General features: G+C 73.5%; 22 protein-coding genes and 1 pseudogene. 8 read left to right on the top strand and 15 right to left on the bottom strand.

Going from position 1 to position 24062, the window contains the following annotated elements; translation table 11 throughout:
* Together AB1673_15290 and AB1673_15285 are read left to right on the top strand one after the other, a co-directional pair.
* On the top strand, nucleotides 1-1182 hold a 1182-nt coding region (locus tag AB1673_15290; protein MEW6155329.1), incomplete at its 5' end, for a mannosyltransferase family protein.
* A gap of 46 nt (nucleotides 1183-1228) precedes the next feature.
* On the top strand, nucleotides 1229-2119 hold the full coding sequence (locus AB1673_15285; GenBank protein ID MEW6155328.1) for an LLM class flavin-dependent oxidoreductase: 891 nt from the start codon (nucleotides 1229-1231) through the stop codon (nucleotides 2117-2119).
* Nucleotides 2120-2197: 78 nt separating this feature from the next.
* Here the strand turns inward: AB1673_15285 and AB1673_15280 are convergent, their stop codons facing one another.
* From AB1673_15280 to AB1673_15230, 11 genes are all read right to left on the bottom strand, one after another.
* Nucleotides 2198-2389: a hypothetical protein gene (locus AB1673_15280; protein ID MEW6155327.1), complete on the bottom strand. Its 192-nt coding sequence runs from the start codon at nucleotides 2387-2389 to the stop codon at nucleotides 2198-2200.
* Nucleotides 2390-2413: 24 nt separating this feature from the next.
* Nucleotides 2414-2866: a hypothetical protein gene (locus AB1673_15275; GenBank protein MEW6155326.1), complete on the bottom strand. Its 453-nt coding sequence runs from the start codon at nucleotides 2864-2866 to the stop codon at nucleotides 2414-2416.
* Between the two features lies 1 nt (nucleotide 2867).
* Nucleotides 2868-3551 (bottom strand): hypothetical protein, encoded by a 684-nt coding sequence (locus tag AB1673_15270; GenBank protein ID MEW6155325.1) that lies wholly within the window; start codon nucleotides 3549-3551, stop codon nucleotides 2868-2870.
* Nucleotides 3552-4997 carry an RICIN domain-containing protein gene (locus AB1673_15265; GenBank protein ID MEW6155324.1) on the bottom strand — a complete coding sequence of 482 codons (1446 nt, stop codon included), beginning with the start codon at nucleotides 4995-4997 and terminating at the stop codon, nucleotides 3552-3554.
* 16 nt (nucleotides 4998-5013) lie between these two features.
* A complete protein-coding gene (locus AB1673_15260) occupies nucleotides 5014-5427 on the bottom strand; it encodes a hypothetical protein (protein ID MEW6155323.1) in 414 nt (137 codons plus the stop codon).
* Between the two features lie 169 nt (nucleotides 5428-5596).
* Complete coding sequence (locus AB1673_15255; protein ID MEW6155322.1) at nucleotides 5597-6415, bottom strand: ABC transporter permease subunit; 819 nt, start codon at nucleotides 6413-6415, stop codon at nucleotides 5597-5599.
* A complete protein-coding gene (locus AB1673_15250; protein ID MEW6155321.1) occupies nucleotides 6412-7329 on the bottom strand; it encodes an ABC transporter ATP-binding protein in 918 nt (305 codons plus the stop codon). The genes AB1673_15255 and AB1673_15250 overlap by 4 nt, the downstream gene beginning before the upstream one ends.
* On the bottom strand, nucleotides 7329-8867 hold the full coding sequence (locus tag AB1673_15245; GenBank protein MEW6155320.1) for a fibronectin type III domain-containing protein: 1539 nt from the start codon (nucleotides 8865-8867) through the stop codon (nucleotides 7329-7331). Before AB1673_15245 ends, AB1673_15250 begins: the two co-directional genes overlap by 1 nt.
* Before the next feature lie 70 nt (nucleotides 8868-8937).
* On the bottom strand, nucleotides 8938-9426 hold the full coding sequence (locus AB1673_15240; GenBank protein ID MEW6155319.1) for a M48 family metallopeptidase: 489 nt from the start codon (nucleotides 9424-9426) through the stop codon (nucleotides 8938-8940).
* Nucleotides 9427-9469: 43 nt separating this feature from the next.
* Nucleotides 9470-10048: a hypothetical protein gene (locus AB1673_15235; protein MEW6155318.1), complete on the bottom strand. Its 579-nt coding sequence runs from the start codon at nucleotides 10046-10048 to the stop codon at nucleotides 9470-9472.
* Between the two features lie 92 nt (nucleotides 10049-10140).
* On the bottom strand, nucleotides 10141-11784 hold the full coding sequence (locus AB1673_15230) for an ABC-F family ATP-binding cassette domain-containing protein (GenBank protein ID MEW6155317.1): 1644 nt from the start codon (nucleotides 11782-11784) through the stop codon (nucleotides 10141-10143).
* A 130-nt stretch (nucleotides 11785-11914) separates the two neighbouring features.
* Between AB1673_15230 and AB1673_15225 the strand changes: the two genes are divergently transcribed.
* Nucleotides 11915-13882: an ABC transporter ATP-binding protein gene (locus AB1673_15225; GenBank protein ID MEW6155316.1), complete on the top strand. Its 1968-nt coding sequence runs from the start codon at nucleotides 11915-11917 to the stop codon at nucleotides 13880-13882.
* A gap of 18 nt (nucleotides 13883-13900) precedes the next feature.
* Here AB1673_15225 and AB1673_15220 read toward each other — a convergent pair.
* Nucleotides 13901-14578, bottom strand: a pseudogene (locus tag AB1673_15220) (serine hydrolase domain-containing protein).
* Between the two features lie 198 nt (nucleotides 14579-14776).
* Here AB1673_15220 and AB1673_15215 point away from each other — a divergent pair.
* The 4 genes from AB1673_15215 (at nucleotide 14777) to AB1673_15200 (ending at nucleotide 19136) form a co-directional block, all read left to right on the top strand.
* Nucleotides 14777-15394: a hypothetical protein gene (locus AB1673_15215; protein MEW6155315.1), complete on the top strand. Its 618-nt coding sequence runs from the start codon at nucleotides 14777-14779 to the stop codon at nucleotides 15392-15394.
* A gap of 105 nt (nucleotides 15395-15499) precedes the next feature.
* The gene (locus AB1673_15210) at nucleotides 15500-16081 is read left to right on the top strand and encodes a sigma-70 family RNA polymerase sigma factor (protein ID MEW6155314.1); all 582 of its coding nucleotides are present in this window, start codon (nucleotides 15500-15502) and stop codon (nucleotides 16079-16081) included.
* Nucleotides 16078-17295, top strand: a complete 1218-nt coding sequence (locus AB1673_15205) for a hypothetical protein (protein MEW6155313.1) — start codon at nucleotides 16078-16080, stop codon at nucleotides 17293-17295. Before AB1673_15210 ends, AB1673_15205 begins: the two co-directional genes overlap by 4 nt.
* A 107-nt stretch (nucleotides 17296-17402) precedes the next feature.
* Nucleotides 17403-19136 carry a hypothetical protein gene (locus AB1673_15200; protein MEW6155312.1) on the top strand — a complete coding sequence of 578 codons (1734 nt, stop codon included), beginning with the start codon at nucleotides 17403-17405 and terminating at the stop codon, nucleotides 19134-19136.
* Nucleotides 19137-19152: 16 nt separating this feature from the next.
* Here AB1673_15200 and AB1673_15195 read toward each other — a convergent pair whose 3' ends face one another.
* From AB1673_15195 to AB1673_15185, 3 genes are all read right to left on the bottom strand, one after another.
* Entirely contained in the window at nucleotides 19153-22116 is a 2964-nt protein-coding gene (locus AB1673_15195; GenBank protein MEW6155311.1) for a UPF0182 family protein, read from the bottom strand.
* A 47-nt stretch (nucleotides 22117-22163) separates the two neighbouring features.
* A complete protein-coding gene (locus AB1673_15190) occupies nucleotides 22164-22712 on the bottom strand; it encodes a hypothetical protein (GenBank protein ID MEW6155310.1) in 549 nt (182 codons plus the stop codon).
* A gap of 165 nt (nucleotides 22713-22877) precedes the next feature.
* The gene (locus AB1673_15185) at nucleotides 22878-23777 is read right to left on the bottom strand and encodes a cytochrome c oxidase assembly protein (protein ID MEW6155309.1); all 900 of its coding nucleotides are present in this window, start codon (nucleotides 23775-23777) and stop codon (nucleotides 22878-22880) included.
* Nucleotides 23778-23875: 98 nt separating this feature from the next.
* Here AB1673_15185 and AB1673_15180 point away from each other — a divergent pair.
* Nucleotides 23876-24062, top strand: a 187-nt coding sequence (locus AB1673_15180; protein MEW6155308.1) for a hypothetical protein, incomplete at its 3' end; no start/stop codon positions are given.

Below are 24062 nucleotides of genomic sequence, written 5' to 3'. Positions count from 1 at the left end.
GGGGCGGCGGGTGGGGGGGCGGCGGCCGGCGGTCGCCTGCACTGGGGGGCGGCTCTCGTCTACCTGGCGGTAGCCACCGTGCTGTTCGCGGTGGTCGGGCTCTCGGTGGCCCACCTACCGTGGTCGGACAACCCCAAGGTCATCGCCTTCCCAGGCCAGCCCTGGTTGTCGGGGTGGGTGCAGTGGGATTCGGCCTGGTTCCACGACGTGGCCCGCAACGGCTACTCCTACGTACCGGGCGAACCCAGCTCGGCCGCCTTCTTCCCGGCCTACCCCCTGGCCATGCGGTTGCTGTCGCCGGCCACCGGCAACCTGCTGCTGGCCGGGATCGTCGTCACCGTGGCCTGCGGCGCGGCCTCCGCCGTCCTGTTCTCGACCTGGGCCCGGGAACGGCTGGCGCCCGCGGCCGCGGCCACCGCCCTGGCCCTTTTCCTGCTCTACCCGTTCTCGTTCTTCCTGGCCGGGGCGGTGTACGTCGAGGCCCTGTTCATGGCGTCCATCCTGGCCGCCTTCCTCCTGCTGGAGCGGGGCCACCCGGTGTGGGCCGGCGTGGCCGGAGCGGTGGCCACCGCCACCCGCCACGTGGGGATCGCCGTGTGCGCCGGGTTGGTCCTGCGGGCGCTGGAACGGCGAGGCGGGCTGGCCCGGCCCCCAGGGAGACGGTGGGCCGTCGACGTGGGCCGGCTGCGGCCCGCCGACCTCGGGGTCCTCCTGTCGGCCGCCGGCATCGGGGCCTTCGCCGTCTACCTGTGGGCGGCGTTCGGCAGCCCGCTCACGTTCGTCGACGCCCAGCGGGGCTGGGGCCTCCAGGACGGGCTGGGCACCTACCTCAAGTTCGACGTGTGGGACGAAGTTCGCGACTTCCGCAGCCCGTTCGCCTGGGCCGTCTACATGTCCCACCCGGCCATGACCGTGCTGGCCGTGGCTTTCCTGCCCAGGGTGTTCCGGCGGTTCGGGACGGCCTACGGGGCGTACTCCGTGCTGGCCATCGTGCTGCCCGCCCTGGCCCTGTCCAACTTCTTCGGCATGGGGCGTTATGTGATCCCCGCCTTCCCGTGCTTCGCGGCCGCCGGGGAGTGGCTGTCCGAGCGCCCGCGCCTGCGAGCCCCGGTCCTGGCCGTGAGCGCCGCCGGCCTGGTCGTCACCACCTCGTTCTTCGCCCGGGGCGTCTACCTGGCCTGAACTGGGTGGCTGGGCGGCCGGTGGCCGGGTCTGGAAGGCTGGGGGCATGAGAGTCGGGGTGTCGCTGCGCAGCCGTTACGAACCGCCTGACGTGCGCACGGGCGCCCGCTGGATGGTCGAGCAGGCATCGGTGGCTTGGTCCGCCGGCCTGGACTCGCTGTTCGTAGGCGACCACCACGTGACCGGGGGGCCGTACTACCAGAACGTCCCCATGCTGGGCCGGCTGCTGGCCGAATGGGAGGGGCGCACGGCCGGCGCCCTGTTCCTGCTCCCCCTGTGGAACCCGGTGCTGGTGGCCGAGCAGGTGGGCACCCTGGCATCGCTGGCCGGGGGCCGGTTCGTCCTGCAGGCCGCGGTGGGCGACGGCGAAGGCCAGTTCGCGGCCCTGGGGGCCGATCTGGGCGGGCGGGCGGCCACCTTCGAGTCGTCCCTGGCCGTCATCCGCACGCTGCTGGCCGGCGGCGAGGCCGGCGGCGCCCGGATCGGGCCCCTGCCGCCCGAGCCCGTCGACGTGTGGATAGGCGGCACGGCCCGCCGGGCCATCGACCGGGCCGCCCGCCTGGGCGACGCCTGGCTGGCCGGCCCCGAACTGGTTGTCCCCCGGGCCGCCGAACTGGTGAGCTACTACCTGGACCGGTGCGCCACCCACAGCCGGCTGCCGGCGGCCGTGGCCGTACGCCGCGACGTGCACATCGGCCAGGACACGGCCGACGCCCAGAGGGTGGCCCGCCCCATCCTCGACCGGGGTTACCGGGGCTTCGACCCCGACGCCGTGGTGGTGGGCGGCCCCGACGAGGTGGCCGAACAGTTCCGGGCCCTGGCCGCCGTGGGCTTCACCGACGTGATCGTGCGGCCCCTGTCGGACGACCAGGCCGACACCCTGGCCTGCCTCGACCGCCTCGGCCAGGTACGAGCCTCGCTCCACGCCGCCCCCTGAACCACCCATCTCGCGAAACCCGCGCGGGGATCGTGGGCGAAACGCCCACGATCCCCGCGCGGGTTTGCGGGTGTTGGGTTACTCGCCCTCGTCCCAGCGACGGTCGTCCTCGTCCCAGGCGGCGTTGCGGGCCTCGGATGTCTTGCGCCAGTCGGCCGCCGCGGCGGCCGACGGGTACGGGCCCATGGCCCGGTCCAGGGCACAGCCTTCCCCGGCCTGCTCCACCTGCCCGTGCTCGAGGCAGTAGTACCACTGGTCGGAGCCAGCCATGAGCCTCCTCTGTTCGATGTGGCCTTATTCGATGTGAACGGTCTCGATCACGGAGTTGACCATGGGGACGAGGCGCTCGCGGTCGGCATAGCTGCCGATGACCACGAACAGGCAGAAGGCCCGCTCGCCCAGGGAGAAGAAGTACTGGGCTCCGGCCTGGCCCGGCACCGAACGGGGCATGGCCCGGGGGGAGAAGTCCGACGCCCGCACCGGGACGGGCAGGCCCTCGCTCCGGAACAGGCCCTGGCCGGCGTTGTCGGGGTGGAACTCCACGAGGGTGACCAGCACGTCCTCGCCGCCCATGTCCTCGTTGACGCCGCCCCCGTAGTCGCCCCGGTCGGCGGGCAGGGCGAAGTTGGCGGCGTGCAGGGCCCGGCGCTCGCCCGCGTCGCCCTCGTTGTCCCGCCGGTAGATGCGCCCGTCCCAACCGTCGGGCAGTTCGACGTCGAGGCCCAGGCCCGACAAGCGCTCGGCCACCTCAGCTCTCCTTGTCGGGCGGGTAGAGGCTGGGGTCCCCGGGGTGGACTCCGGCCGCCAGCAGCTTCTGGTCGGCCGTATGCTCCCGGGCCCGGCCGCCCTCGCCCCGGCCCTCGACGGCCTTGGACCACATCTCCACCACCTGGTCCCAGTCGGAGGCCGCACCCGAGGCCACGACCCGGCCCGAGGGCCCGTCGACATAGGCAAACCACGGGGCCACCTCCACGCCGTACTGCTCCCACGCCCGGGTGGACAGCACCAGGGCGTGGTCGGGGGGAGCGATCTCGGCCAGCTTCGAGGGGCTCTCGGCCTCGGGGCCCTTGGTCACGATCACCAGGCGGGCACCCCCCGGCACCCGGAGGCGGCGGCCCGACCGGAACCGGTCCCAGAACCCGATGCACGTGAAGCACCCGCTGGTCAGAAAGGCCAGCAAGGTGTCGTGGCGGGCGCCCGCCACCCCCACCCTGATCACCTCGCCCGCCAGGGTCTCCCCCGTCACGTCCGACGCCTCCCGGGCGGCAACCGGCCCCGCCCGCCCGGCCCCGGCCCCGGCCCCGCCGCTACCCGTACCCGCCTCGAGGGCGTGCAGCTTGGCCAGGATCTCGGTGTGGCTGCGGAGCAGTCCCACCACCAGCAGGCCCAGCAGCGCGATAACGAGGGCCTCGACAGCCACCACCCAGGCCACTCAGACCACTCCCCGCCAGCGCTGGTTGGGGCCGCCGTGCCAGGTCCACTGGTGGATGCGGGCGCCGTCGTCGGCGGAGATGCCCGAGACGTCGAGCACCTTGCCGCTGTGCACGTTGGTGATGCGGGCCGAACCGTCGAGCAGGTTCTCGATCCGCCAGCGCTGGTTGGCCCCACCGTGCCAGGTCCACTGGTGGACGGGGGCCCCGTCGGCCGTGGAGAACTCGGCCACGTCCAGGACCTTGCCGCTGTGGAGGGCCACGAACCGGTAGGTGCCGTCGAGCTGTCGTTCGATGGCCCAGCGCTGGTTGAGGCCGTTGGTGACGCTCCACTGCCAGACGGCGGCCCCGTCGGCCGTGGAGAGGCCGCTGACGTCGAGCACCTTGCCGCTGTGGGCGGCCGTGATGTGGTTGCCGAGCACGGGGACGGGGCTGCTCTGCACCCGCAGGCCCCGCCAGCGCTGGTTGGCCCCGCCGTGCCAGGTCCACTGGTGGATACGGCCGCCGTCGGCCTGGGAGAACTCGGCGATGTCGAGCACCTTGCCGCTGTTGACGTTGACGATGCGGCTCCAGCCGTCGCCCACGTCCTCCACCCGCCAGCGCTGGTTGGCCCCACCGTGCCAGGTCCACTGGTGGACCCGGCCGCCGTCGGCCGTCGAGAAGTCGGCCACGTCGAGGACCTTGCCGCTGTGGGCGGCGATGATCTTGTACGTCCCGTCGGCCTGGCGCTCGGCGGCCCACCGCTGGTTGTCGGCCCCTGTGGGCGACCACTGCCAGATCGTGGCCCCGTCGGCCTGGGATACCTGGGCGACGTCGAGCACCTTGGCACTATGGGCCGACACGATGGGGTCCCCGGGCCGGGGGGGCGGGGGAGGCGACGGGGCCGGGCAGTTGGCCGTGTGGTTGGCCGTCGAGTTGTCCCACAAGGTGGTCTGGTCGCACCCCGAGTAGAGCTGGTAGGGCGGTGTACAGGTGACCACCCGGCACACGATGGGCCCGAAGCACTCGATCTCGCGGTGGCAGTTGCCGTAGCGGAACTGGTTGCAGGCCGCCCGCCGGTTGTTGCAGTCGCCCCGGCCGCACTCGCACGAGAACGACGTGTTGCCGCACGAGACGTTGCAGTCGACGTAGTAGCGGGGGCCGTTGCAGAACATCGACCCGTCGGCCCGCCACCACCCGGCCGGGAACGAGCCCGGCGGGCACGAGTTCTCCCCGTTGTTGACCGAACAGCAGAAGTCGGTGTACCCGTCGCAGCACGCCGACCCGCAGTCACAGTCGGTGCCCGCGCAGTGGCAGATGGCGGCGTAGGCCGTCCCCGGCCTCGTCAGGAACCTAACGGGCGCGACGGCCAGGGCCGACCCCACCACGGCCGACCGCACCAGGAAGTTGCGCCGCGAAGTGCGCGACCCGAGTAGGGCCGACCCCTTCTCCACCAGCCATTGGCTCATGGTCCCGTCACCGCCCTCATCCGACCGGCGCCGCCAGGGTGAACCGCGTCTCGGACACGTTGACCTCCACCCGGCTGCCGGGCCCGAAGCCCTCGACCGGGCTGGTACCTCGGAAGGTGACCGACTGGCCCGGGCCGATCGAGGCCACACGAGGGGTGAACGTGCATGCTCCCCCCTGGTCGCGCACGAAGACCGGCTCCGGGGCAACGCCCGCGGCCCCCGCCATCTCGATGCGCAGCGGCGGGAACGGGGCCGGACGGTCGGCCGCCTGGTTGGCCACGGTCAGCACCACGGCCCGCGACGGGGTGGCCGCCCCGGTCACGGGCGGGCAGTCCTCGGCCGCCGTAGGGGCCGGGGAGCCGGCCACCGACAGCGTGATCCGGTAGCGGTGGCCGTCGCTGGAGGTCAGCTCGTCGCTGTAGTCGCTCATGGTGGGGGCCGAGGCGACCGTCGTCGTCGTCGTCGTCGGCCCGGCCTGGCCGGAGACGACAGGGTCGTCCTCGCCGCAGGCGGCGAGAGCGGCCGAAAGGGCTACGAGGACGAGGGCGGCGCCGGACTTCAGGCTCTCGAACCTACCGCACTGCGGGGACGCCGCGGTCTCAACCGTCGACGCCCAGCAGCCGGGGCCGGGTGACGGCCCGGGCGCCCCGCACCAGCCCGAGGACAGCTACCGCCCAGGCCACGGCCCCGATGAGCAGGCCCGAGCGGGTACCGGTGGAGAGCGAGCCGCTCGACTGGGCGTAGGAGATCATGATGAGCGGGAGGCTGACCAGGCCCGAGGCCTGCTGGGCGGCGGCCGCGCTGCGCACCCGGGCCGACAGGCGCAGCACCACCGACAGAGTGATGGCCAAGAACGGAGGGATGACCCACAGCATGAGCACCAACCAGTCGAGCGTGGGGAAGAACCACCCCCCCACGGCCGGGCCCACTATGAGGTTGACGGCCAGCGAGTAGATGGCGAAGCCCACCAGGGTGCACACGTAACCGGGCAGCAGACTGGCCACCAGCTTGCCGAAGTAGATCTCGCGCTCGGAGGCGGGCGAGTGGGCCAGGAAGTCGCCCGTCCCCCGCTCCCGCTCCCCCACCAGCGTGTTGGCCCCGACGGCCGTGGAGATGGTCAGGGGCACGATCACGGCCAGGGGGGCGAACAGGTAGACGGCCAGGGCATAGGACGTGCGCTCCGCGGCGTTGGCCCCGGCCATCTGCTCCTGGGCCTTCTGAGGCAGGAAGTCGAGGGCGGTGGACACCTTCTGCACGGTGGGGACGCTGCCCAGGCGGGTGATGCCCAGCAGCAGGCCGGTGGGGATGATCACGAAGAACAGGGCGGCCATGGCCAGCATGGGCGCCCAGAAGTCCGGGCTGCGCCGGAGCTGGCGCAGGTCGCTGCGGGCGATCGTCCAGACGCGTGCCCGGTTCACCCCCGGCGCACCTTCATGTAGAGCTGCTCGAGGGTGGGGTGCTCGGGCGTTACCTGGGTGACCCGCACGCCCGCGGCCACCAGGTCGGACACGAGGCGGGGCACGAGGCTCAGGTCGTCGAGGGTCACGAAGGCCACCGAACCGTTGCGCTCGTAGGCATCGACGCCGTCCATGGCGGCCAGGCGGTCGAGGTCGCTCCGGGGCTCGGCGTCGAAGGCCACCCGGGGGTGGGGCCAGAAGCGGTGCACGAGGTCGTCGGGGCGGCCGCTGACCACGTCGCGGCCCGCTTCCATCATCACCACCTGGTCGGCCAAGCCCTCGGCCTCGGCCAGCAGGTGGGTCGACATGAGAACGGTCTTTCCGGCCGCGGCCATCTCGTCGATGAGCCCGAGCACGGCGTGGGACGACTCGGGGTCGAGGCCCGACGTGGGTTCGTCGAGCAGCAGCAGGTCGGGGTCGTGGAGGATGGCCCGGGCCAGGGCCAGCCGGGTCTTCATGCCCGTGGAGTAACCGCCCACCTTGAGGTCGAGGGCGTCGACGATGTCGAAACGGGCGGCCGCCTCCTCGACGGGCGCCCGACGGCCCAGGCCGAACAGTTCGGCCGCGTAGACCAGGTTGTCCCGGCCCGTGAGCCGGTCGTACAGGGCGGGCTTGGCCGCCACCACGCCACAGCGCCGGCGCACGCCCTCACCGGCGGGCCCGCCGGGGTCGGCCCCGAACGTGCGGACCGTGCCTACGGTGGCTGCCAGGGCACCCGTGACCATACGCAGGGCCGTCGTCTTGCCCGCACCGTTGGGCCCGAGCAGCACGGTCACCGACCCGCCGGGGACCGACAGGCTGAGGTCGTCGAGGGCCACGGCCGGCCCGAACGTCCGCCGGACGTGGGACAGCTCCACCACCGGCGGTTCTCCCATCAGCGGACGACCCACCACACCCGGTTGGAGGCCACGCTCTCGCCCGCGGCGTTGTAGGCGGTCACGTGGTAGGAGACGATGCCCAGGGGCTCGCCCGTGCGGACCACGCTGAGCACGTTGCCCACGGTGGCCTGCAAGACGGGGGTGCCGACCCCCGTTCCCCGGTAGACCCGGTAGCCGGTGACCGTCCCCGTGGTCGGGGGCTGCCAGGCCAGGCGCACGCTGCCCGGCGAGGGCTGGGAGACGGTGAGGCTACGGGGGGCCGACGGCTTCACCCCCGCGGTGGTGGTCGTGGTCGTCGTGGCCGGCGGCTTGGTGGTCGTGGTGGGGGCCACGGTGGTGGTCGTGGTGGGGGCCACGGTGGTCGTGGTCGTGGCCGGCGGCTTGGTCGTGGTCGTGGTGGGGGCCACGGTGGTGGTCACGGGGACGGTCGTGGTCGTAGTTGTGGGCGGGGGGGCCGTCCCACCCGGGGCCGTGGCCAGGAAGGCGCTGTTGGCCGTGTTCCAGTGGGTGGCCAGGTAGCTGCCGGCGGGCGGGCTGGTGTGGAAGTAGTCGTCGTTGTTGCAGTCGAAGCGGTTCTCGTGGCTGGCCGGGCAGCGGTAGACCATGCGGACGCCCGCCCCGTCCACGTAACACATGCGGTCGTACTCGTCGGTGCAGTGGCTACCCGGGGTCGAGTTGGGGGCCGACTGCTGCACGCCTCCGAGGTTGTGCATGAGCTCGTGGGCCTCGACCGAGTTGGCGTGGCCCCAGCAGGCGTTGTCGACCCGCGACACCAGGCCCTGGGCCCCGGGGTGGCCGTTGTTGTAGTTGGCGCCCGGGGCGGGGTTGGCCCGGTCGTCGTAGTAGATCTGGCCGATCCCGCAGTACACGTTGGCGTCGACCCACACGAGGTACTTGCGGTCCGAACGGGTGAACCCCCGGGCCCGCAGTTCGGCGATCGTGTTCGAGAACGTGTCGTCGCCCGTGTTCGACATCGTCACCCGCTCGATGACCGGCAGGCACGACGATCCGGTCACGAAGCGGACGTGGCGGGTGCCTCCCGTCTTGGCCGCCGAGGCGTTGGTCATCAGGTCGACGTTGGCCGCCCACTGCACGAACGAGGCCTGGTAGGTGCTGAACCGGTCCGGCACGTTGGCCGCCCGGGCGTACACGAGTTGCACCCGGTAGCCGTCGCTGCCGTTGCCGTAGCACTGGATGCCGGTCTGGGCCGGGGCCACCGAGGGGCTGCCCTCCAAGGTGGCCGAGGCGTCGGGGGGCCGGCGCTGGCGGACGTCCACCCCGGCCGGCGCGGGGTCCGGCCCGTGGGTACACAGAGCCTGGAGCACCCCGTTGACCCGGTCCCGATGGGCCAGCTCGTAGTTGCCCCGGCACACCCCCGACGGGCCATGGCGCACCAGCCCGTCGAGCACCAGGCCCCGGGGGTCACGGCCTTGCTCGTAGCGGTCGGCCCCGGGGGCCGGCCCCTGGGCCCTGGCGGTGGCCCCGGAGCTGGCCAGGAGGGACAGGACGGCAGCGAAGACAGCGGCGCGGCGCACGTAGGTCCTGTCGTCGCGGCCTGGCCCCGGGTTGAGCACAATGAGCCAAACGGCTCACCCGGTGGCCGGGTTACCCGCTCCCGCCCGGGTCAGCCGTACCGCCGGCCAGGCCCAGGGCCATGAGGTAACCGAGGGCCCGCTCGGCCCGGGGGTAGCGGTTGACCAGCGCCCAGAAGGCGGGCGTGTGGCCGGGCTCGACCAGGTGGGCCAGCTCGTGGACGATCACGGCGTCGACGACCCACGGGGGCAGGGCCGCCAGCCGCGACGAGAGGCGCACGGTCCCCTGGCTGGGGGTGCACGACCCCCACCGCTTCTCCTGGTTGTCCGCCCAGGCCACCGATCGGGGCCGGGGCAGGTCGTAGCGGCGGGCCAGGGCCGCGGCCCGGCCGTCGAGGTCGATGGTGGCCGCCACCCGGCGCCGTTCCAGGCGGGCCACCAGCCGCTCCACGTGTACTCGCTCGTCGGCCTTGCTCATCCGGGCCGGGACCCGTACCCGGATCACCCCGTCGACGACGCGGGCCTCCACCGTCTTGCGCCGCCGGGCGCTGCGGACGACCACCACCTCGAGCGGTGGGGGCGGAGCCGCCTGGAAGGCCGACGGCTCAGTCGCGGCGGACCGGCGCCGGCACGGGGCGGCTCGTGCGCCGCGTGCGCGTGACCGCCACGAACCCGCCGGCGAACAGCACCAGCCCCACGACGCCCAGGCCGGCCACCAGGGCCACCGGGAAGCTCGAACCCACCGGTTCGGCCACCGGGGTGAAGGCCTGCAGGTCGGGCTCGGCCGTCGGCGCGGCGGCCACCGTACGCAACTCGAACATGGCCCGCCCGGGCGTGCCCGCCACGTCGGCCCCGTCGGCGTCGCGCAGTACGGCCACCACCGAGTAGAAGCCTGGCGGCCCGTCAGGGACGGTGAACGTAGTCGTGAAGGTACCGTCGCCGTCGGGCATGGCCTGGGCCAGCAGCACCCCGTTGGGCGCGGCCCACCGCACCTCCACCCCCGACGACCCCGGCGGGGCACTGAACGCCTTGCCCGTCACGGTCACCACCTGCCCGGGCCGCCCTTCGGCCGTCGACAGGTTGATCACCGCCGGCGTCACACACGCGAAGGCGGTCGCCCCCGCCGCCACCACCACCGCTCCGGCGGCTACCAACGACCCGGCTACGGCACGGAGCTTCGACATCTGCGGCCACCTCCTGCGGGTCGCGGCCGGCCCCCGCGGCCGGTACGCCCTGCCCTCCCAGGTTACCCGCCCGCGCCTGCCGGGCGCGGGCTTCAGGCTCGTACGGCGGTGGGGGCCTCTCGCTGGGGGACGAGGTCGAGCATGCGCTCGTCGAAGGGCAGGCCCCGGCCCGAGGGTAGGACGATGGCGTGTTCGGGGCCCAGTTGGGTGACGAAGTCGACGTCGTGGCTGACGAGGACGACCGTGCCCTTGAAATGCTGGAGGGCGGCCAGGACGGCCTCGCGTGACGCCGTGTCGAGGTTGTTGGTGGGCTCGTCGAGCAGCAGGAGGTTGGCCTTCCCGGCCACCAGGCGGGCCAGCGACAGCTTGGTCTTCTCGCCCCCCGAGAGGGTGGCCGCCTCCTGGTCGGCCACGTCGCCCTTGAGGCCGAAGTGGCCGAGGATGCCCCGTAGCTCGGCCTCGGTGAGCCCGGGGGCGGCCGCGTCGGAGATGACCCCGAACACGCTGGCCCCGGGGCGGATGTCTTCGTGCTCTTGGGCGTAGTAACCCACAGTCACGTTGGCGCCCAGCCGCACCGAGCCGGCGTCGTGGGCGTAGATGCCGTAGATGCAGCGCAGCAGCGTCGTCTTGCCGGCCCCGTTGGGGCCCACGACCACGAACACCTCGCTGCGGCCCACGGTGAACCCGACGTTGCGCAACACCGTCGTGCCTCCCAGGCGCTTGGTCAGCCCGTCGACGGTGAGCACGAGATCGCCGGCCCGCACCGGGTCGGGGAACCTCACCTTGAGGGGCCGGCGCTTGACCACGGGCATGGCCGACTCCTGGCGCTCGACTATGCGCCCGATGCGCTGCTCGAGGGCCTTGCGCTTGCGGGCCGCGGTGGCGTTGCCCTGGCGGAACTTGTCGGCCGTTCGTTCGAGGCGGGCGATCTCGCGCTGGGCGTTGACGTTCTCGCGGGCGGCGGCCGCCTCCCGCTCGTCCCGCTTGGACAGGAACTGGCTGTACGTGCCCCGGTAGACGGCCAGTTGCCCGGCCTCCAGGGCCAGCACCCGGTCGATCGAGTCGTTCATGAGCTCGATGTCGTGGCTCACGACCAGAACGGCGCTGGGCGTCGTGCGCAGAAAGCCCATGACGAAGGCCTTGGCTTCGGCGTCGAGGTGGTTGGTGGGCTCGTCGAGAACCAGCAGGTCACCCCCGGCCAGCAGCAGGCGGGCCAGCTCCAGGCGACGGCGCTGGCCGCCCGAGAGCGAGCCGACATCGGACAGCAGGGCGTCGGTGTCGAGGCCCAGGCCGGCGGCGATGCGCTCGGCCGCCGGTTCGAGCTCGTAGCCCCCGCCCAGGCGGAAGCGCTCCTCCAGGTCGCCGTAGCGGTGGACGGCCCGGTCGAGGGCGTCGGTGTCCGCCCCGGCGTCGTGCATGTGGTCGTGGGCGTCGGCCAGCTTGTCCCGCAGGGTGGCCAGGGGGCTGGCCGCCAGCAGGTGGTCGAACACCAGCTCCTTCTCCACGCCCGGCTGGGGGGTGGTGTCCTGGGCCAGCCAGCCCACGCGCGGCGGCAGGCGCACGGACCCCCCGGCGGGGGCGGCCTGGCCGGCGATCGTTCGCAGCAGCGTGGTCTTGCCCGCCCCGTTGGGCCCCACCAGGGCCACCTTCTCCCCGGCCAGCACCTGAAAGGAGGCGTCGTCGAGCAACACCCGGGCGCCGATCTCGATGCGGAGCTGTGAAACCTGAAGGGTCATGGTGAGGGGCGCGCGCCGCGGGCGGGAAGACCGCGGGGCGCCAGCAGAAGGGTACAGGACACGGGCTCCTTACGAGCCCGACCAGAAACCCCCTTGACCTCAAGTGTACTTGAGGTTTTACGGTCGCCCCATGGACGTGAACATGTGGATGGCCCTCGAGAGCGCCATGCAGCCCGACGCCCCCCGCCGGCCCCTGCGCCGGGCCACGCTGCGCCGGGTGGCAACCTTCGCCCGGCCCTACCGCGCCCGCCTCACCGTCTTCCTGGCCCTGAGCACCGTCGGGGCGGTGCTGGGGGTGGCCACACCGGTGCTGGCCGGGAGGGCCGTGGAGGCCATCGTCGACGGGGAGGGGCCCTCGACCGTGCTGGCCCTGGCCGCCGTCATCGCCGCCTTGGCCGTGGCCGCGGCCGCCGTCGGCCTGCTCGAACGGCTCCAGTCGGCCAAGGTGGGCGAGGGCCTGATCTTCGACCTGCGGCGCACCGTCTACGACCACGTGCAGTCGATGCCCGTGGCCTTCTTCACCCGCACCCGCACGGGGGCGCTCGTCAGCCGCCTCAACAACGACGTGATCGGCGCCCAACGGGCCTTTACCTCGGCCCTGTCGGGCGTCGTCACCAACCTCATAGCCCTGGGTCTCACCGTGGTGGTGATGGCCCGCTTGTCGTGGCAGGTCACGCTCCTGGCCCTCGTGCTGCTGCCCGTCTTCGTGGTGCCCGCCCGGCGGGTGGGAAGACGGGTTGGCCAGCTCGAACGGGAGGGGGCCGACCACAACGCGGCCATGACCTCGCAGATGACAGAGCGGTTCTCGGCCCCCGGGGCGATGCTCGTCAAGCTGTTCGGCCGGCCCGAGGCGGAGTCGGCCGAGTTCGGCCGGCGGGCGGCCCGGGTGCGCGACATCGGGGTGCGTTCGGCCATGGCCATGGAGGTGTTCGTCCGGGCCCTCATGCTCGTCTCGGGCCTGGCCCAGGCCCTCATCTACGGCCTAGGAGGCTGGCTGGCCCTGCGGGGCGACCTGTCAGCGGGCACGGTCGTCACCCTGGCCCTGCTGTTGAGCCGCTTGTACGGCCCGCTCACCTCGCTGGCCACCGCCCGCCTCGACGTGACCACCGCCCTGGTCAGCTTCGAGCGGGTCTTCGAGGTGCTCGACATCGAACCGATGATCACCGACCGCCCGGGTGCCCGGGCCCTGCCCGAGGGGCCGGTGGCCGTCGAGCTCGAGGGCGTCTCCTTCTCCTACCCGGCGGCCGACCGGGTCTCGCTCGCCTCCCTGGAGGACGTGGCCAACCTCGACAGCCGGGCCGGCGAGGAGGTGCTCCACGACGTGACGCTGCGGGTCGAGCCGGGCCAGACGGTCGCCCTGGTGGGCCCCTCGGGGGCCGGCAAGTCGACGCTGGCCGCCCTCGTCCCCCGCCTCTACGACGTGGACCGGGGCGCCGTCCGCCTAGCCGGGGTCGACGTTCGGGACCTGTCGCTACGGGCCCTGCGTGAGGCCGTCGGGGTGGTCACCCAGGACGGCCACCTGTTCCACGACACCGTGCGGGCCAACCTGGCCTTCGCCCGCCCCGAGGCGACAGAAGGCGAACTGTGGGACGCCCTGGGCCGGGCCCGGCTGGCCGAACTGGTGGCCTCGCTGCCCGACGGCCTCGACACGGTGGTGGGCGAACGGGGCTACCGCCTCTCGGGCGGCGAGCGCCAGCGCCTGACCATCGCCCGGCTCCTGCTGGCCCGGCCCCGGGTCGTGATCCTCGACGAGGCCACCGCCCACCTCGACAACCAGTCCGAGGCGGCCGTCCAGGAGGCCCTGGCCGAGGCCCTGGCCGGCCGTACGGCCATCGTCATCGCCCATCGCCTGTCGACCATCCGTTCCGCCGACCAGATCCTGGTCGTCGACGGCGGCCGGGTCGTCGAGCGGGGCACGCACGCCGACCTGGAGGCGGCGGGCGGGGCCTACGCCCGCCTACTGGCCAGCCGGCCGGCGGTGGCCGAACTCGTCGAGGACGGCGTCGGACAGCGCCGGGAAGGCCTCCACGGCCCACTCCCCGAACTCGTGGCGGCCCAGGGCGGCACAGGCCACGCCCGCCTGACGGTCGACCCATAGGAACGACCCGCTCCCCCCGAAGTGGCCGAACGTCTCCGGTGACGAACCGGTGGCCGTCCAGTGCGGCGACTTGTGGCCCCGTACTTCGAACCCCAGCCCCCACTCGAGGGGATCGTGGCCGCCGAACCCGGGCAACACGCCCGCCAACTCGGGGAAGGCCACAGCCGTGGCTTCGTCCAGGGTGGCCTTGGAGACCAGGGTGGGCACCATGAGCTCGGTGGCCAACCGCAGCAGGTCGTCGAGCGGCCCCACCAGCCCGGCGGCCGCCGTCCCGGTGAGCGTCGTGCCCTCCATCCCCAGAGGGTCGAGCACGGCCTCGCGGAGGTAGCGCTCGAACTCCATCCCCGACCCCGTGGCCAGCGCTTCGGCCAGCACCTCGAAGCCGGTGTTGGAGTAGACCCGCCGCCGGCCCGGTGGGGCCAGCACCCGGCCGTCGCCGAACGCCAGGCCGGAGGCGTGGGCCAGCAGGTGGCGGACCGTCGAGCCCGGGGGCCCGGCCGGCTCGTCGAGGGCCAGCGTCCCCTCCTCCACAGCCACGAGCACGGCCAGCGCCGTGGCCAGCTTGGTCACCGACGCCCACCGGCTGGCCCGCCCCCGGTCACCCCGGGTGCTGAGCACCGCCCCGCGACCGTCGACCACCCCGGCGGCCGCCTGGCCCGAGGGCCAACGGTCGATGAGGGCCAAGGCACCGGTCATGGGGCGGCCCGGCCGCCAGGGCGGGCAGGAAACCCCCTGGCAGGTGGTATCGAACCCAGCGCCGGCGGCGATAGCTCAGTCAAGAGACCAACACAGACGGTCTCCACCGAAAAGGCGAACTGCCGGCGACGGCAGCCAGCAACGTCCCGGGCCTGTGCGCGCAGGCATCCGGACTACCGAAGTGGAGGACATACACAGATGATCGCAGCACTGATCGCAGGGATAGGGGCCAAGCTGGCCGGCCTGGGAGCAGCCGCCAAGGCCGGGGTGGGGGTCGGCATCGCCGTCACCGCCACCGCCGGGGTGGCCGCCGTCCTGCCGTCGGCCGCCCAGGACGCCGTCGACACCGGCACCCAGGCCGCCGTAGTGGTCGAAGTGCCGGAACTGCCCGAGCTGCCGGCCTCGGCTGGCTTCGGGCTGGACGTGGCCGCGGCCGCCAAGGCCGGGGCGGCCGAGGCCGGCGCCGACTTCGGGCTGGGTGTGGCCGCCAACACGCCGGCGGCCGCCAACCTGCCGTCGGTCGCCACCGGGCCCAAGCCCTCGACCGCGGCCGAGGGCGGCCAGCCCGAGGCCACCGGCCTCGACCGGGCCCGCCAGACCCCGGCCGCCGAGAGCATCCCGCCGTGGGTGCCCGGGCCGCCTCCCGGTGTGACCACCGGTCCCCCCGAGGGTGTGCCGGCCGGGCCCCCCGCGGGCGTGACCGCGGGGCCGCCCGCGGGTGCGACCGCCGGGGCTTCGGCCGGGTTGTCGGTCGTCGACCAGACGCCGGCCGCCGCCAAGGTGCCGCCGTTCGTCAAGGGTGGGCTCGGCGGCTAGGAGTACCAGCCCCGCTGCGTGACCCCTACCTCGTACTCCCAGTACGGGGTAGGGGCGCGCTGGGGGGCGGTCAACACCGCCGACCGAACCGTCGATACTGTCCCTATGGCTCCGTACGCTCGCCGCGGCCCGTGGCTGGGGGCACCGTTCGCCCCGGTCCTGGAGGCAGCTCGGGCGGGCGACGGGGCCGCGTTCTCCCAGCTCTACCGGGCGTTGGCCCCGGCCGTCAGCGGCTACCTGAAGGTGCAGGGTGCGGCCGAGCCCGACGACCTCACCAACGAGGTCTTCCTCGGGGCGTTCACGTCGCTGCCGACCTTCGAGGGCGACGAGGACAAGTTCCGCTCGTGGGTCTTCACCATCGCCCACCACCGCCTGGCCGACTCTCGGCGCCGCCAGTCGCGCCGGCCGGTCGTGGCCGACGGGGCCGACGTGGCCGAGGCGGGCGGTCACGGGGGCGACGTGGAGGACGAGGCCATGCGGCGCCTCGGTGTGGAGCGGGTGCGGGCCCTGGCCGCCCGCCTCTCCCCCGACCAGCGCGACGTGGTCCTGCTGCGCATGGTGGCGGGCATGACCGTCGAGCAGGTCTCGGAGTCTCTGGGCAAGCCGGTGACGGCCGTGAAGGCGCTGCAGCGCCGGGCCGTGGCGTCGCTGCGGCGCTCGTTCGTAGGAGAAGGGGTATCGCGGTGAGGCCGGCCGACGATCACAACGGTGCAATGGTCCCCACCCCGCTCCTGACCGAGGAAGCCGTCGAAGCGTTCCTCGACGGCCGGCCCGATCCCCGCTGGGAGAACGACCCGGCTCTGGCCGCCCTCGCGGCCGACGTGGCCGTGGCGGTGAGCGGGCCGCCTCCGCCTGTCGGGCCCGAACTGGCCCGCCTGTTCGCCCAGTCCCGCGCCGTCGCCGGACCGCCCGCCGGGCGGGCCATCACGGGGCCCAGCGCCGTTCCGATCACGGGGCCCGCCCCCGGGACGGCCGCCGGTCCGGTAGCCGGGGCCACCGCTGCGCCGGTCGCCGTCGGCGGCCCGGCTGCGACCGGCACCTGGAAGCTCCCGCCGTCGTGGGCCGACCTCTCGACCGAGCCCTCCTCTGGGCCCAGGTCGACCGCCTATGGCCCCCCGTCCACCTCCCCCGAGGCCACCGTCGTGCGCCCCGCCTGGGGCCGTCGCCGCCTGGCGGCGGCGGTGGCCGGGAGCGTGGCTGCCGTGGTCGTCGCCTTGCCGGTGGCGGCCGCCACCAACGTCCTGCCCGCCCCCGCCCGCGACGCCATCGCCCGGGCCGTCGAGGCGGTGACGCCGTTCGAGCTGCCCGGCGGCCGCGACCGCGAGCCGGCCGGCAACCCGGGGGGTACGCCCCCGGCCACCGCCCCCGCGGGCGGGGGCGCAGCCGAGATCTCCGGCCCCCTCACCGGGCCGCCGGCGGGTGCCGGCGATGCCGCCCAGAGCGGGCTCGACATCGCCCGCCAGACACCCGCGGGCCCGAACGTCCCCGCTCAGCCCGGCCCCCCCGACGGCCTGCCCGGGCCGCCCGGCGTTGATCCCGGACCGCCCCAGGGCGTGCCGGGCCCGCCGTCCAGCCTGCCCGGGCCGCCGGCGGGGGGGCCGGGGGGGCCGCCTGCCAGCCTGCCGGGGCCGCCGGCCGGGACCGCGGGTGCCACCGAGGGCGGTCAAGGGGGGCCGCCCGCAGGCCCACCCGGGCCGGGCGCCGGCGCGACCGGGGGGCCGGCTGCCGGTGACGCGCCAATGGGGCCCGAGGCGGGTGCTGTCCCGTCCGGGCTGACCGGCCCCAGCGGCTCCGGCGCGGGCCCGGGCGCCGCTGGCCCCGGTCCAGCAGCTTCCGGCCCAACCCTCGCCGGGCCTCCCGCCCTCGCCCCGGCCCCGGGACCGTCCTGGGGCGCGCCATGAGAACGGCGGGCGTCCGGGCCCGAACCGCAAGGGACGGGCCGCCGAAGCCTCCGTCCTAACCAGACACATAGCTCCAACCACACCACCCGACCCAGCCGGAGCAGCCCGTGAACGCCGCCCCCTTCACCAAAGCCGCCCCCGAACGGGGTGCCGTCCAGGTGATGGCCGCCGTGGGGATGGTGGTTGCCGTGATCGCCTCCGCCCTGGCGATCGACATCGGCCGGCTGGCCCAGGAGCGCCGCAACAACCAGAAGGTGGCCGACATGGCCGCCCTCGACACCGTGCGCGCCCTGGTGGCCGGCGACGACCTCACGCTGGCCGCCGGGGCCAGCGCCCAACGCAACGGCTTCCCGTGGGCTACTGCCGGCTACGACGTGACGGCCCAGCCCGGCACGGTCGTCGACGGCGCCTTCGTCCCCGGGCCCCTGGCCGGGGCCACGGCCGTCGAGGTAACGGTCTCGTCCCCGTTCCGCAACTACTTCGCCGAAGGGTCGCGCACCGTGAGCGCCAAGGCCCGTTCCGCCCTGGCCGGGCCCCTGGGGTCGGTGGCCGTGGGCTCGACCCTCGCGGGTGTAAGCGGCACAGTGGGGGCCACCGAGGTGAGGGTGCTCAACCGCTTCCTGTCCCGGGTGGTGGCCCCCGGGACCGTCAGTGTCGACGCCGTGGGCTGGAAGGGCATCGCCGACGCCTCGGTGACCTTCGAGCGGCTGCGGACGGCCCTGGGCCTGTCGGCGGGCACGGTCGACGGTGTGCTCGACGCCCAGCTCACGTACCGCCAGTTGCTCGACGCCACCGTCTCGGCCCTCCAGGCCGACGGGACGGCCACCAGCCTGGCGGCCGCCACTCCTCTGGCCCAGATCGCCTCCCAGGTCAGTGCGGCCGTGGGTGCGACCTTCACCGTGCGCGACCTGTTCTCGGTGGTCGGGACCATCGGCGACGGCCAGGACGTGGCGAACGCCACCCTCAGGGTGCTCGACATCGTGCGGGGCGGGGCGGTGGTGGCCGACGGCGACCACTTCGTGTCCTTCGACCTGACCTCCAGCGACGTGGGGGCCATCCCCGGGTTCAACTTCGCCCGGGTCAAGCTCGGTCTCATCGAAGGTCCCCAGGCCAAGTCCGGGCCGCCGGGGACCGACACCGGGGGCGGCTACCTGACCACGGCGTCCACCAGCCAGCTCCGGGCCCTGGTCGAGGTCCACCTTCGGATCGTGCTCAGCGGTTTGGGCCTGACCGACGTGCGGGTGCCCTTCCTGATCGAGGCCGGCACGGCCCGCGCTCACCTGCACGCCATGGCGTGCACGAGCCCGTCGCCCCCCGCCCGGGTCGACATCCGGGCCGAGACCGACGCCGCTACGGCCCGCCTGGGCGCAGTGGGCGACGCCGCCCTGTCCAACCCGTCCACCCCGCCCACTCCCGTGCCCACCCGGGTCGTCGACGTGGCCGGGCTGGTGACCGTCGACACCAACTCGGTGGTGACGGCCACGGCCCCGGGGAACCCGGGCACGACGCTGTCGTACTTCCCGCCCTACGAGGCGGGCTCGCCCTCCCAGCGGGTGTCGGCCACCGCCCTGGCCCTCCCGTCGCTGGCCGTGTCGAACCTGACCGTCAACGTCCTCCTGCTGGGCCTCAACGGAAACCTCATCGCCCTCGACGTCTCCAACGGGACCAACGCGGCCACCCCGGGTGTGATGGCCGAGGTCTTCGCCCCCCTGGCCCGCGCACTGGGGATCACCTACGCAGGGGCCGACGTCTGGGCCCCGCCTCCCCAGCGCTGCACGTCCGGCCTGGTCAGCCCCAACCCGGCCACCTCGGGTTACACCGTGCCGGCCCTCATCGGTTAGGCCCCGAGCCCCTGCCCTACGGGGGGGCCGTCGTCGGCGGCACCGTCGTCGGGGCCGCCCCGTTGGGGGCCACGGTGGTGGCCGTGGTGCCCACGGGGGTGGTGGCCGGGGCGGTCGATGCCGCCTGGCGGGCCCGCTCGAAGGCCGACCGGCCTTCCTGCACCTTGGTGGCATAGAGGACGGGGTCGCCCGCCCGCAGGGCGGTGTCGGCCTCGGCGAAGGCCCGAGCCGCCTCATCGAGCAGCAGGCGGACCTCCTCGGGCAGCAGCGAAGTCTCGGGGTCGGCGGGGTCGCCAGGCACCGCCGGGCCCTCCTCGCGCGTGGGCGGGGCGTCGCCGAACACCGCCACCAACGCGTCCTGGAGGGTGTCGCGGATGGCGATGCGGCCCCCGAAGGCCACGATGACCTTCTTCAGCTCGGGGACGGCGTTGGCCCCCGTCGCCTGCACGTAGAGGGGGCGTACGTAGAGGAGCGACTGGTCGACGGGGATGAGGACCAGGTTGCCCAGGATGACCTCGGAGCCGGCCCGGCTCAGCAGGGTGATCAGCGAGGACACCTCGGGGTCCTGGTTGATGCGGGCGTTGACGATGGCGGGACCGTCGACCTGGCGGTCACGGGGCATGACGAACACCTCGAGCTGGCCATAGTCGGCGGGGTCGGACTTGGCGACCATGAAGGCCGACAGCTCCCGGCGAGTGTCGTCCTCGGAGAAGGGGACGAAGGGCTGGAGGATCAGGAACTCGGGCCGGGGGGCCTCGGGCAGGCGCATCAGCAGGTAGTAGGGGTCCATGCGGCCCTCACGGGGGCCCAAGGGCAGGTTGGAAGCCTGGTCGATGGGCGCGGCCGTGGCGGCCACGCCCCGGCCCGAACCGGGGTCCTGGGCGATGTTCCAGCGGTCGGACTGGGAGTAGAACTCGGCCGCGTCGCCGATGTGGTAGCGGCCCCACATGCTGGTCTGCACCCGGAACATGTCCTCGGGGTAGCGGAAGTGGGCCCGCAGCTCGGGGGCGACCTCGCGGACGTCGGTGAACAGGTCAGGGAAGGCCCGGGCGTAGGCGGCCGCGATGGGGTCGTCGGGGTCGACGATGTAGTAGGTGACCGTGCCGTCGTAGGCGTCGATGGTGACCTTGACCGAGTTACGGGCGTAGTTGAAGATCTGGGCCAGTCCGCTGCCCGCCCCCAACCGGCTGGTGTCGGCCCGCTGGGCGTAGGGGAACCGGTCGGTGGTCGTGTAGGCGTCCATGATCCAGGTGATGCGCCCGTCGAGCACCACCGGGTAGGGGTCGTTGTCGTAGGACAGGAAGGGGGCGATCGTGCGCACCCGCTCCCGGATGTCACGGATGTAGAGGATCCGGGACTCGTCGGTCATGAACTCCGAGATCACCGGGTTGATGTCACCGAAGCGCAGGGCAAAGGCCACCCGCCGAGTGAGGGACCCGATGTCGACCCCGCCTTGGCCGTCGTAGCGGTTGGGTACGGCCGTGCCGTCCTCGCGGACGTAGTCGATCTCGTCACGGCCCGTCCCCACGATGCTGTAGCCCCCGATGGCCTCGCCGTGGTAGAGGCGGGGCTCGGTGATGGCGGGCGCACCTTGGGGCGGGATGTTGCGCACCAAGAAGTCGGGCTGGCCGTCGGCGGTGACGGAGTTGGCGGGCGAGAGCACGGCCCCGTAGCCATGGGTGAAGGCCAGGTGGCGGTTCTCCCACGTGTCCGAGGGCAGGCTCCCCGGGCTCAGCTCCCGGGCCGAGAGCACGATCTGGGTCAGCTCGCCGTCGATGACGTAACGGTCGACGTCGACATCGGTGAACCGGTAGAAGGTGCGGACCTCCTGGAGGCGCTGGTAGGTCTGCTGCAGGACCTGGGGGTCCCACAGCCGCACGTTGCGGATCGTCTCGGCGTTGCGGGTCAGCCCGGCGGCGTCGAGGTCCTCGTTGTAGCGGAACTCCCGGATGTTGACGTCGTCGAGGCCCATGGCCACGCGGGTCGCCTCGATGTTGCGGGCGATGTACTGGGCCTCGCGGGTGGACTCGGCGGGCTCCACCCGGAAGCGCTGGATCAGCGCCGGGTAGATCGAGCCGGCCACGACTGCCACCAGGAACCACAGGCCCACGGCCGTGATGGGCAGCATCCAGCCCTGGCGGCGGATGTTGACCAGGAAGAGGACAGCAGCCAGTAGCGAGATGAAGATAAGCAGGTTGAGGGCCGGGAGCTGGGCGTTGACGTCGGTGTAGGCCGCGCCGTGGACCACCCCCCGGGTGGAGAACACCAGCTCGAAGCGGTCCAGGTAGTAGTTGACGGCCTTGACGAGGGCGATCACGCCGGCCAACACCGAGAGGTGGGCCTTCACACCCGGGGTCACCCGGGGGGCGGCCACCTGCAGGCGGATCCCGCCGTTGAGGTAGTGCGCCCCGGCACTGACGATCAGCACCACCACCAGCACGGCGAACAGCCAGTTGGTCACGAAGACGAGGAACGGAAGTTGGAAGACGTAGAACCCGACGTCTTCGCTGAACAGGGGGTCGGTCACCCCGAAGCTGACCGAGTTACGGAAGAGCAGCCACTCGTTCCAGCGGGCGGCCACCCCGGCGCCGAACAGGAAGGCCAGGAACGCCGACACCCCGACCCAGAGCAACCGGGGCCGCCGGGCGATGAGGGCGTGGAACTCGGTGAGGGCGTCCTCCTCGGGCCCCGGCGGGCGGACCATGGGGGCGAGGCGCTGGGCGATGACGAGGTTGGCCAGCACCAGGATGAACGAGCCGAAGGTGAACGCCACCGCCAACGTGATCTTGGCGCCCAGGACTCCTGTCCACACGCTCGACAGAGCCAGCGAGTCGAACCACAAGAAGTCGGTGTAGAGACCGGCCAGACCTCGGGCCGAAGTGATGGCCAGGCCCAAGAGCGCGATCACGAGGCCGATCACGAGCCGCAGGGAGCGACCTTTGCGTCGGCGGGGGCTGGGGACCTCCACGGGAGGGAGCATTGAAGCCGCGAGCCTAGCGCCGGCCCCGCGGCCAACGTCCGCGGGGCTCAGCGGTCACGTTTGGCCTGGTTGCGACGGGTAGCTGCGCCCCGGCTGGCTGCGATCCGGGTCTGGGGGGCGCGCACGGCACTCTGGTTGGAAGCCGAGGCCTGGTCGGAGATGAACGCTCCCACGGCCGACGGGCGGGCGTCGGGCGTCTTGCCGGCCGCCCGCCGGGCGGCCCGGTTGGGGCCGGCGGCCGCCTTGGCCGCCTTCTTCTCCAGGGCGGCGGTGCGGGCCTGCCTCTGCGCGGCCGCCTCCCTCTTGGCCCGGTGGCGCTCAAGGCGTTCGAGGGCCTCGCCGAAGACGGTCTCTTTGGCCTGTGTCCGTTCGTTGGCCGTGTGGGCCGCGGCGCGGGCACCGGCCCGGCGGCCGGTGGAGATGTTCTGGCGCTGGGCCAGGTCGCGGTACTTGTCCCGGGCCCGGCGGGTGCGGGCGATGGCCTGCGACAGCGCTTTGGCGTCGAGGCCGCCGATGGAGTCCGACAGCGACGCGGAAAAGAGCTCGTACTCGCCGTCGGTCAGCAGCGGCCGGACTTGCCTGCGGTTGTAGCTCAAGGTCGGTCCTTTCCACCCAGGGCGCCTCTGTGCCCTCGTACGACCTTGGCACAGGGCGGCGCACCCTTCAGCGGGGTCGCCCGACCGACGCAAGGCCGCGCGTGAAATGCAACGCGTGTGGGAAAGAACCGTTGGGGCCAGGCACTGGCCCCAGGTGGGCAGTACCTACGAACGGGACCCGACCGAGGCGTGGCCGCGATGGCGAGCTGTAAGCGAACTGGAGGCACCGGGGCCACCGGCCCGGGTGAGCCACGTCACCATGAGGACGAAGGCCGCCACCAGGTAGACGAGCCCGCCCGGCATCCACATGATCGCCCCCGCGAGTTGCTGGTCTTCGATGGCGGTCAGGCCCCACTGGGCCACCCCTGGGCGCTCGGCGTACCACGGGCGTCCCGAGAGAGCCAGCAGCGCACCCAGCACACCGCCCGCCAGCGAGGCCATGAACAGCGAGGCGGCTCCGTACGCGGGGACGGCCCGGCGGCCGGCACCCCCCACCGTCCACCAGAAGGCCAGGGCGGTGGCGAACAGCGTGGCGTGCTCCAGGGCGTGGACGGCGGCGTTGTCGAGAGCAGCGTCGTAGAGGACCGGGACGTGCCACGCCCACAAGGTGACCACGGCCGCCAGCCAGGCCACGATCACCCGTCGGGGACCGGGCCAGGCCCGCGCCCAGCGGGCGGGGGCGGACCTGGCGACCTGCCGGCGGGCCGAAGCCGGCAGCGCCCGGCGCAGGACCGGGCCAGGGCGGGCGAGCACGAGGAGCAGCGGGGCGGCCAGCGTGAGCAGCAGGTGCTGGACCATGTGGGCGCTGAAGAGCACCCCGCTGAGGGCGTCGAGGGGCGAGCCCAGGGCGATGGCCACCACCGCCAGCCCGGCGAAGAACGAGGTGGCCCGCCCAAGGGCGCGAGCGCGGTCGCCGGAAAGGGCCAGGCCCCGCCAGTAGGCCGCCCCGGCGGCGGCCACCAGGACCAGGGCGGGGTTGAAGGTCCAGGCCGACCAGAGCTCGCCGGGCACCACCGGGGCCCCGTGGGCCAGCACCAGTTGGCCGAAGGGGTGACCGTCGCTCACCCCGACCACCGTACCCAGCCGCTCCCCGGCCCCACCCCCGCTCCCCCGCCGCGGCCATGTCCTGCCCTTGCCCCGTCGTCCCGCGGGCCCGGGCGTTGATGCTGGCCCTGCTTGTGGTGGCCACCCTGGTCGGCGCCGCCTCGGGCACGGCCCCGTCCCAGACCGGGCCGGCGGGCGCTGCTCAAGCCCGCTCGGGCGCCGCTCAGGTCAGTCAGGCGGGCCCGGCGGGCGCCGCTCAGGCGGGCCCGGCGGGCGCCGCTCAGGCGGGCCCGGCGGGCGCCGCTC

The sequence above is a fragment of the Actinomycetota bacterium genome (assembly GCA_040754375.1).
Classification (GTDB): Bacteria; Actinomycetota; Acidimicrobiia; order Acidimicrobiales; family AC-14; genus JBFMCT01.
The sequence above is the reverse complement of the archived record's forward strand: the minus strand, read 5'-3'. Positions and strand labels throughout refer to the sequence as shown.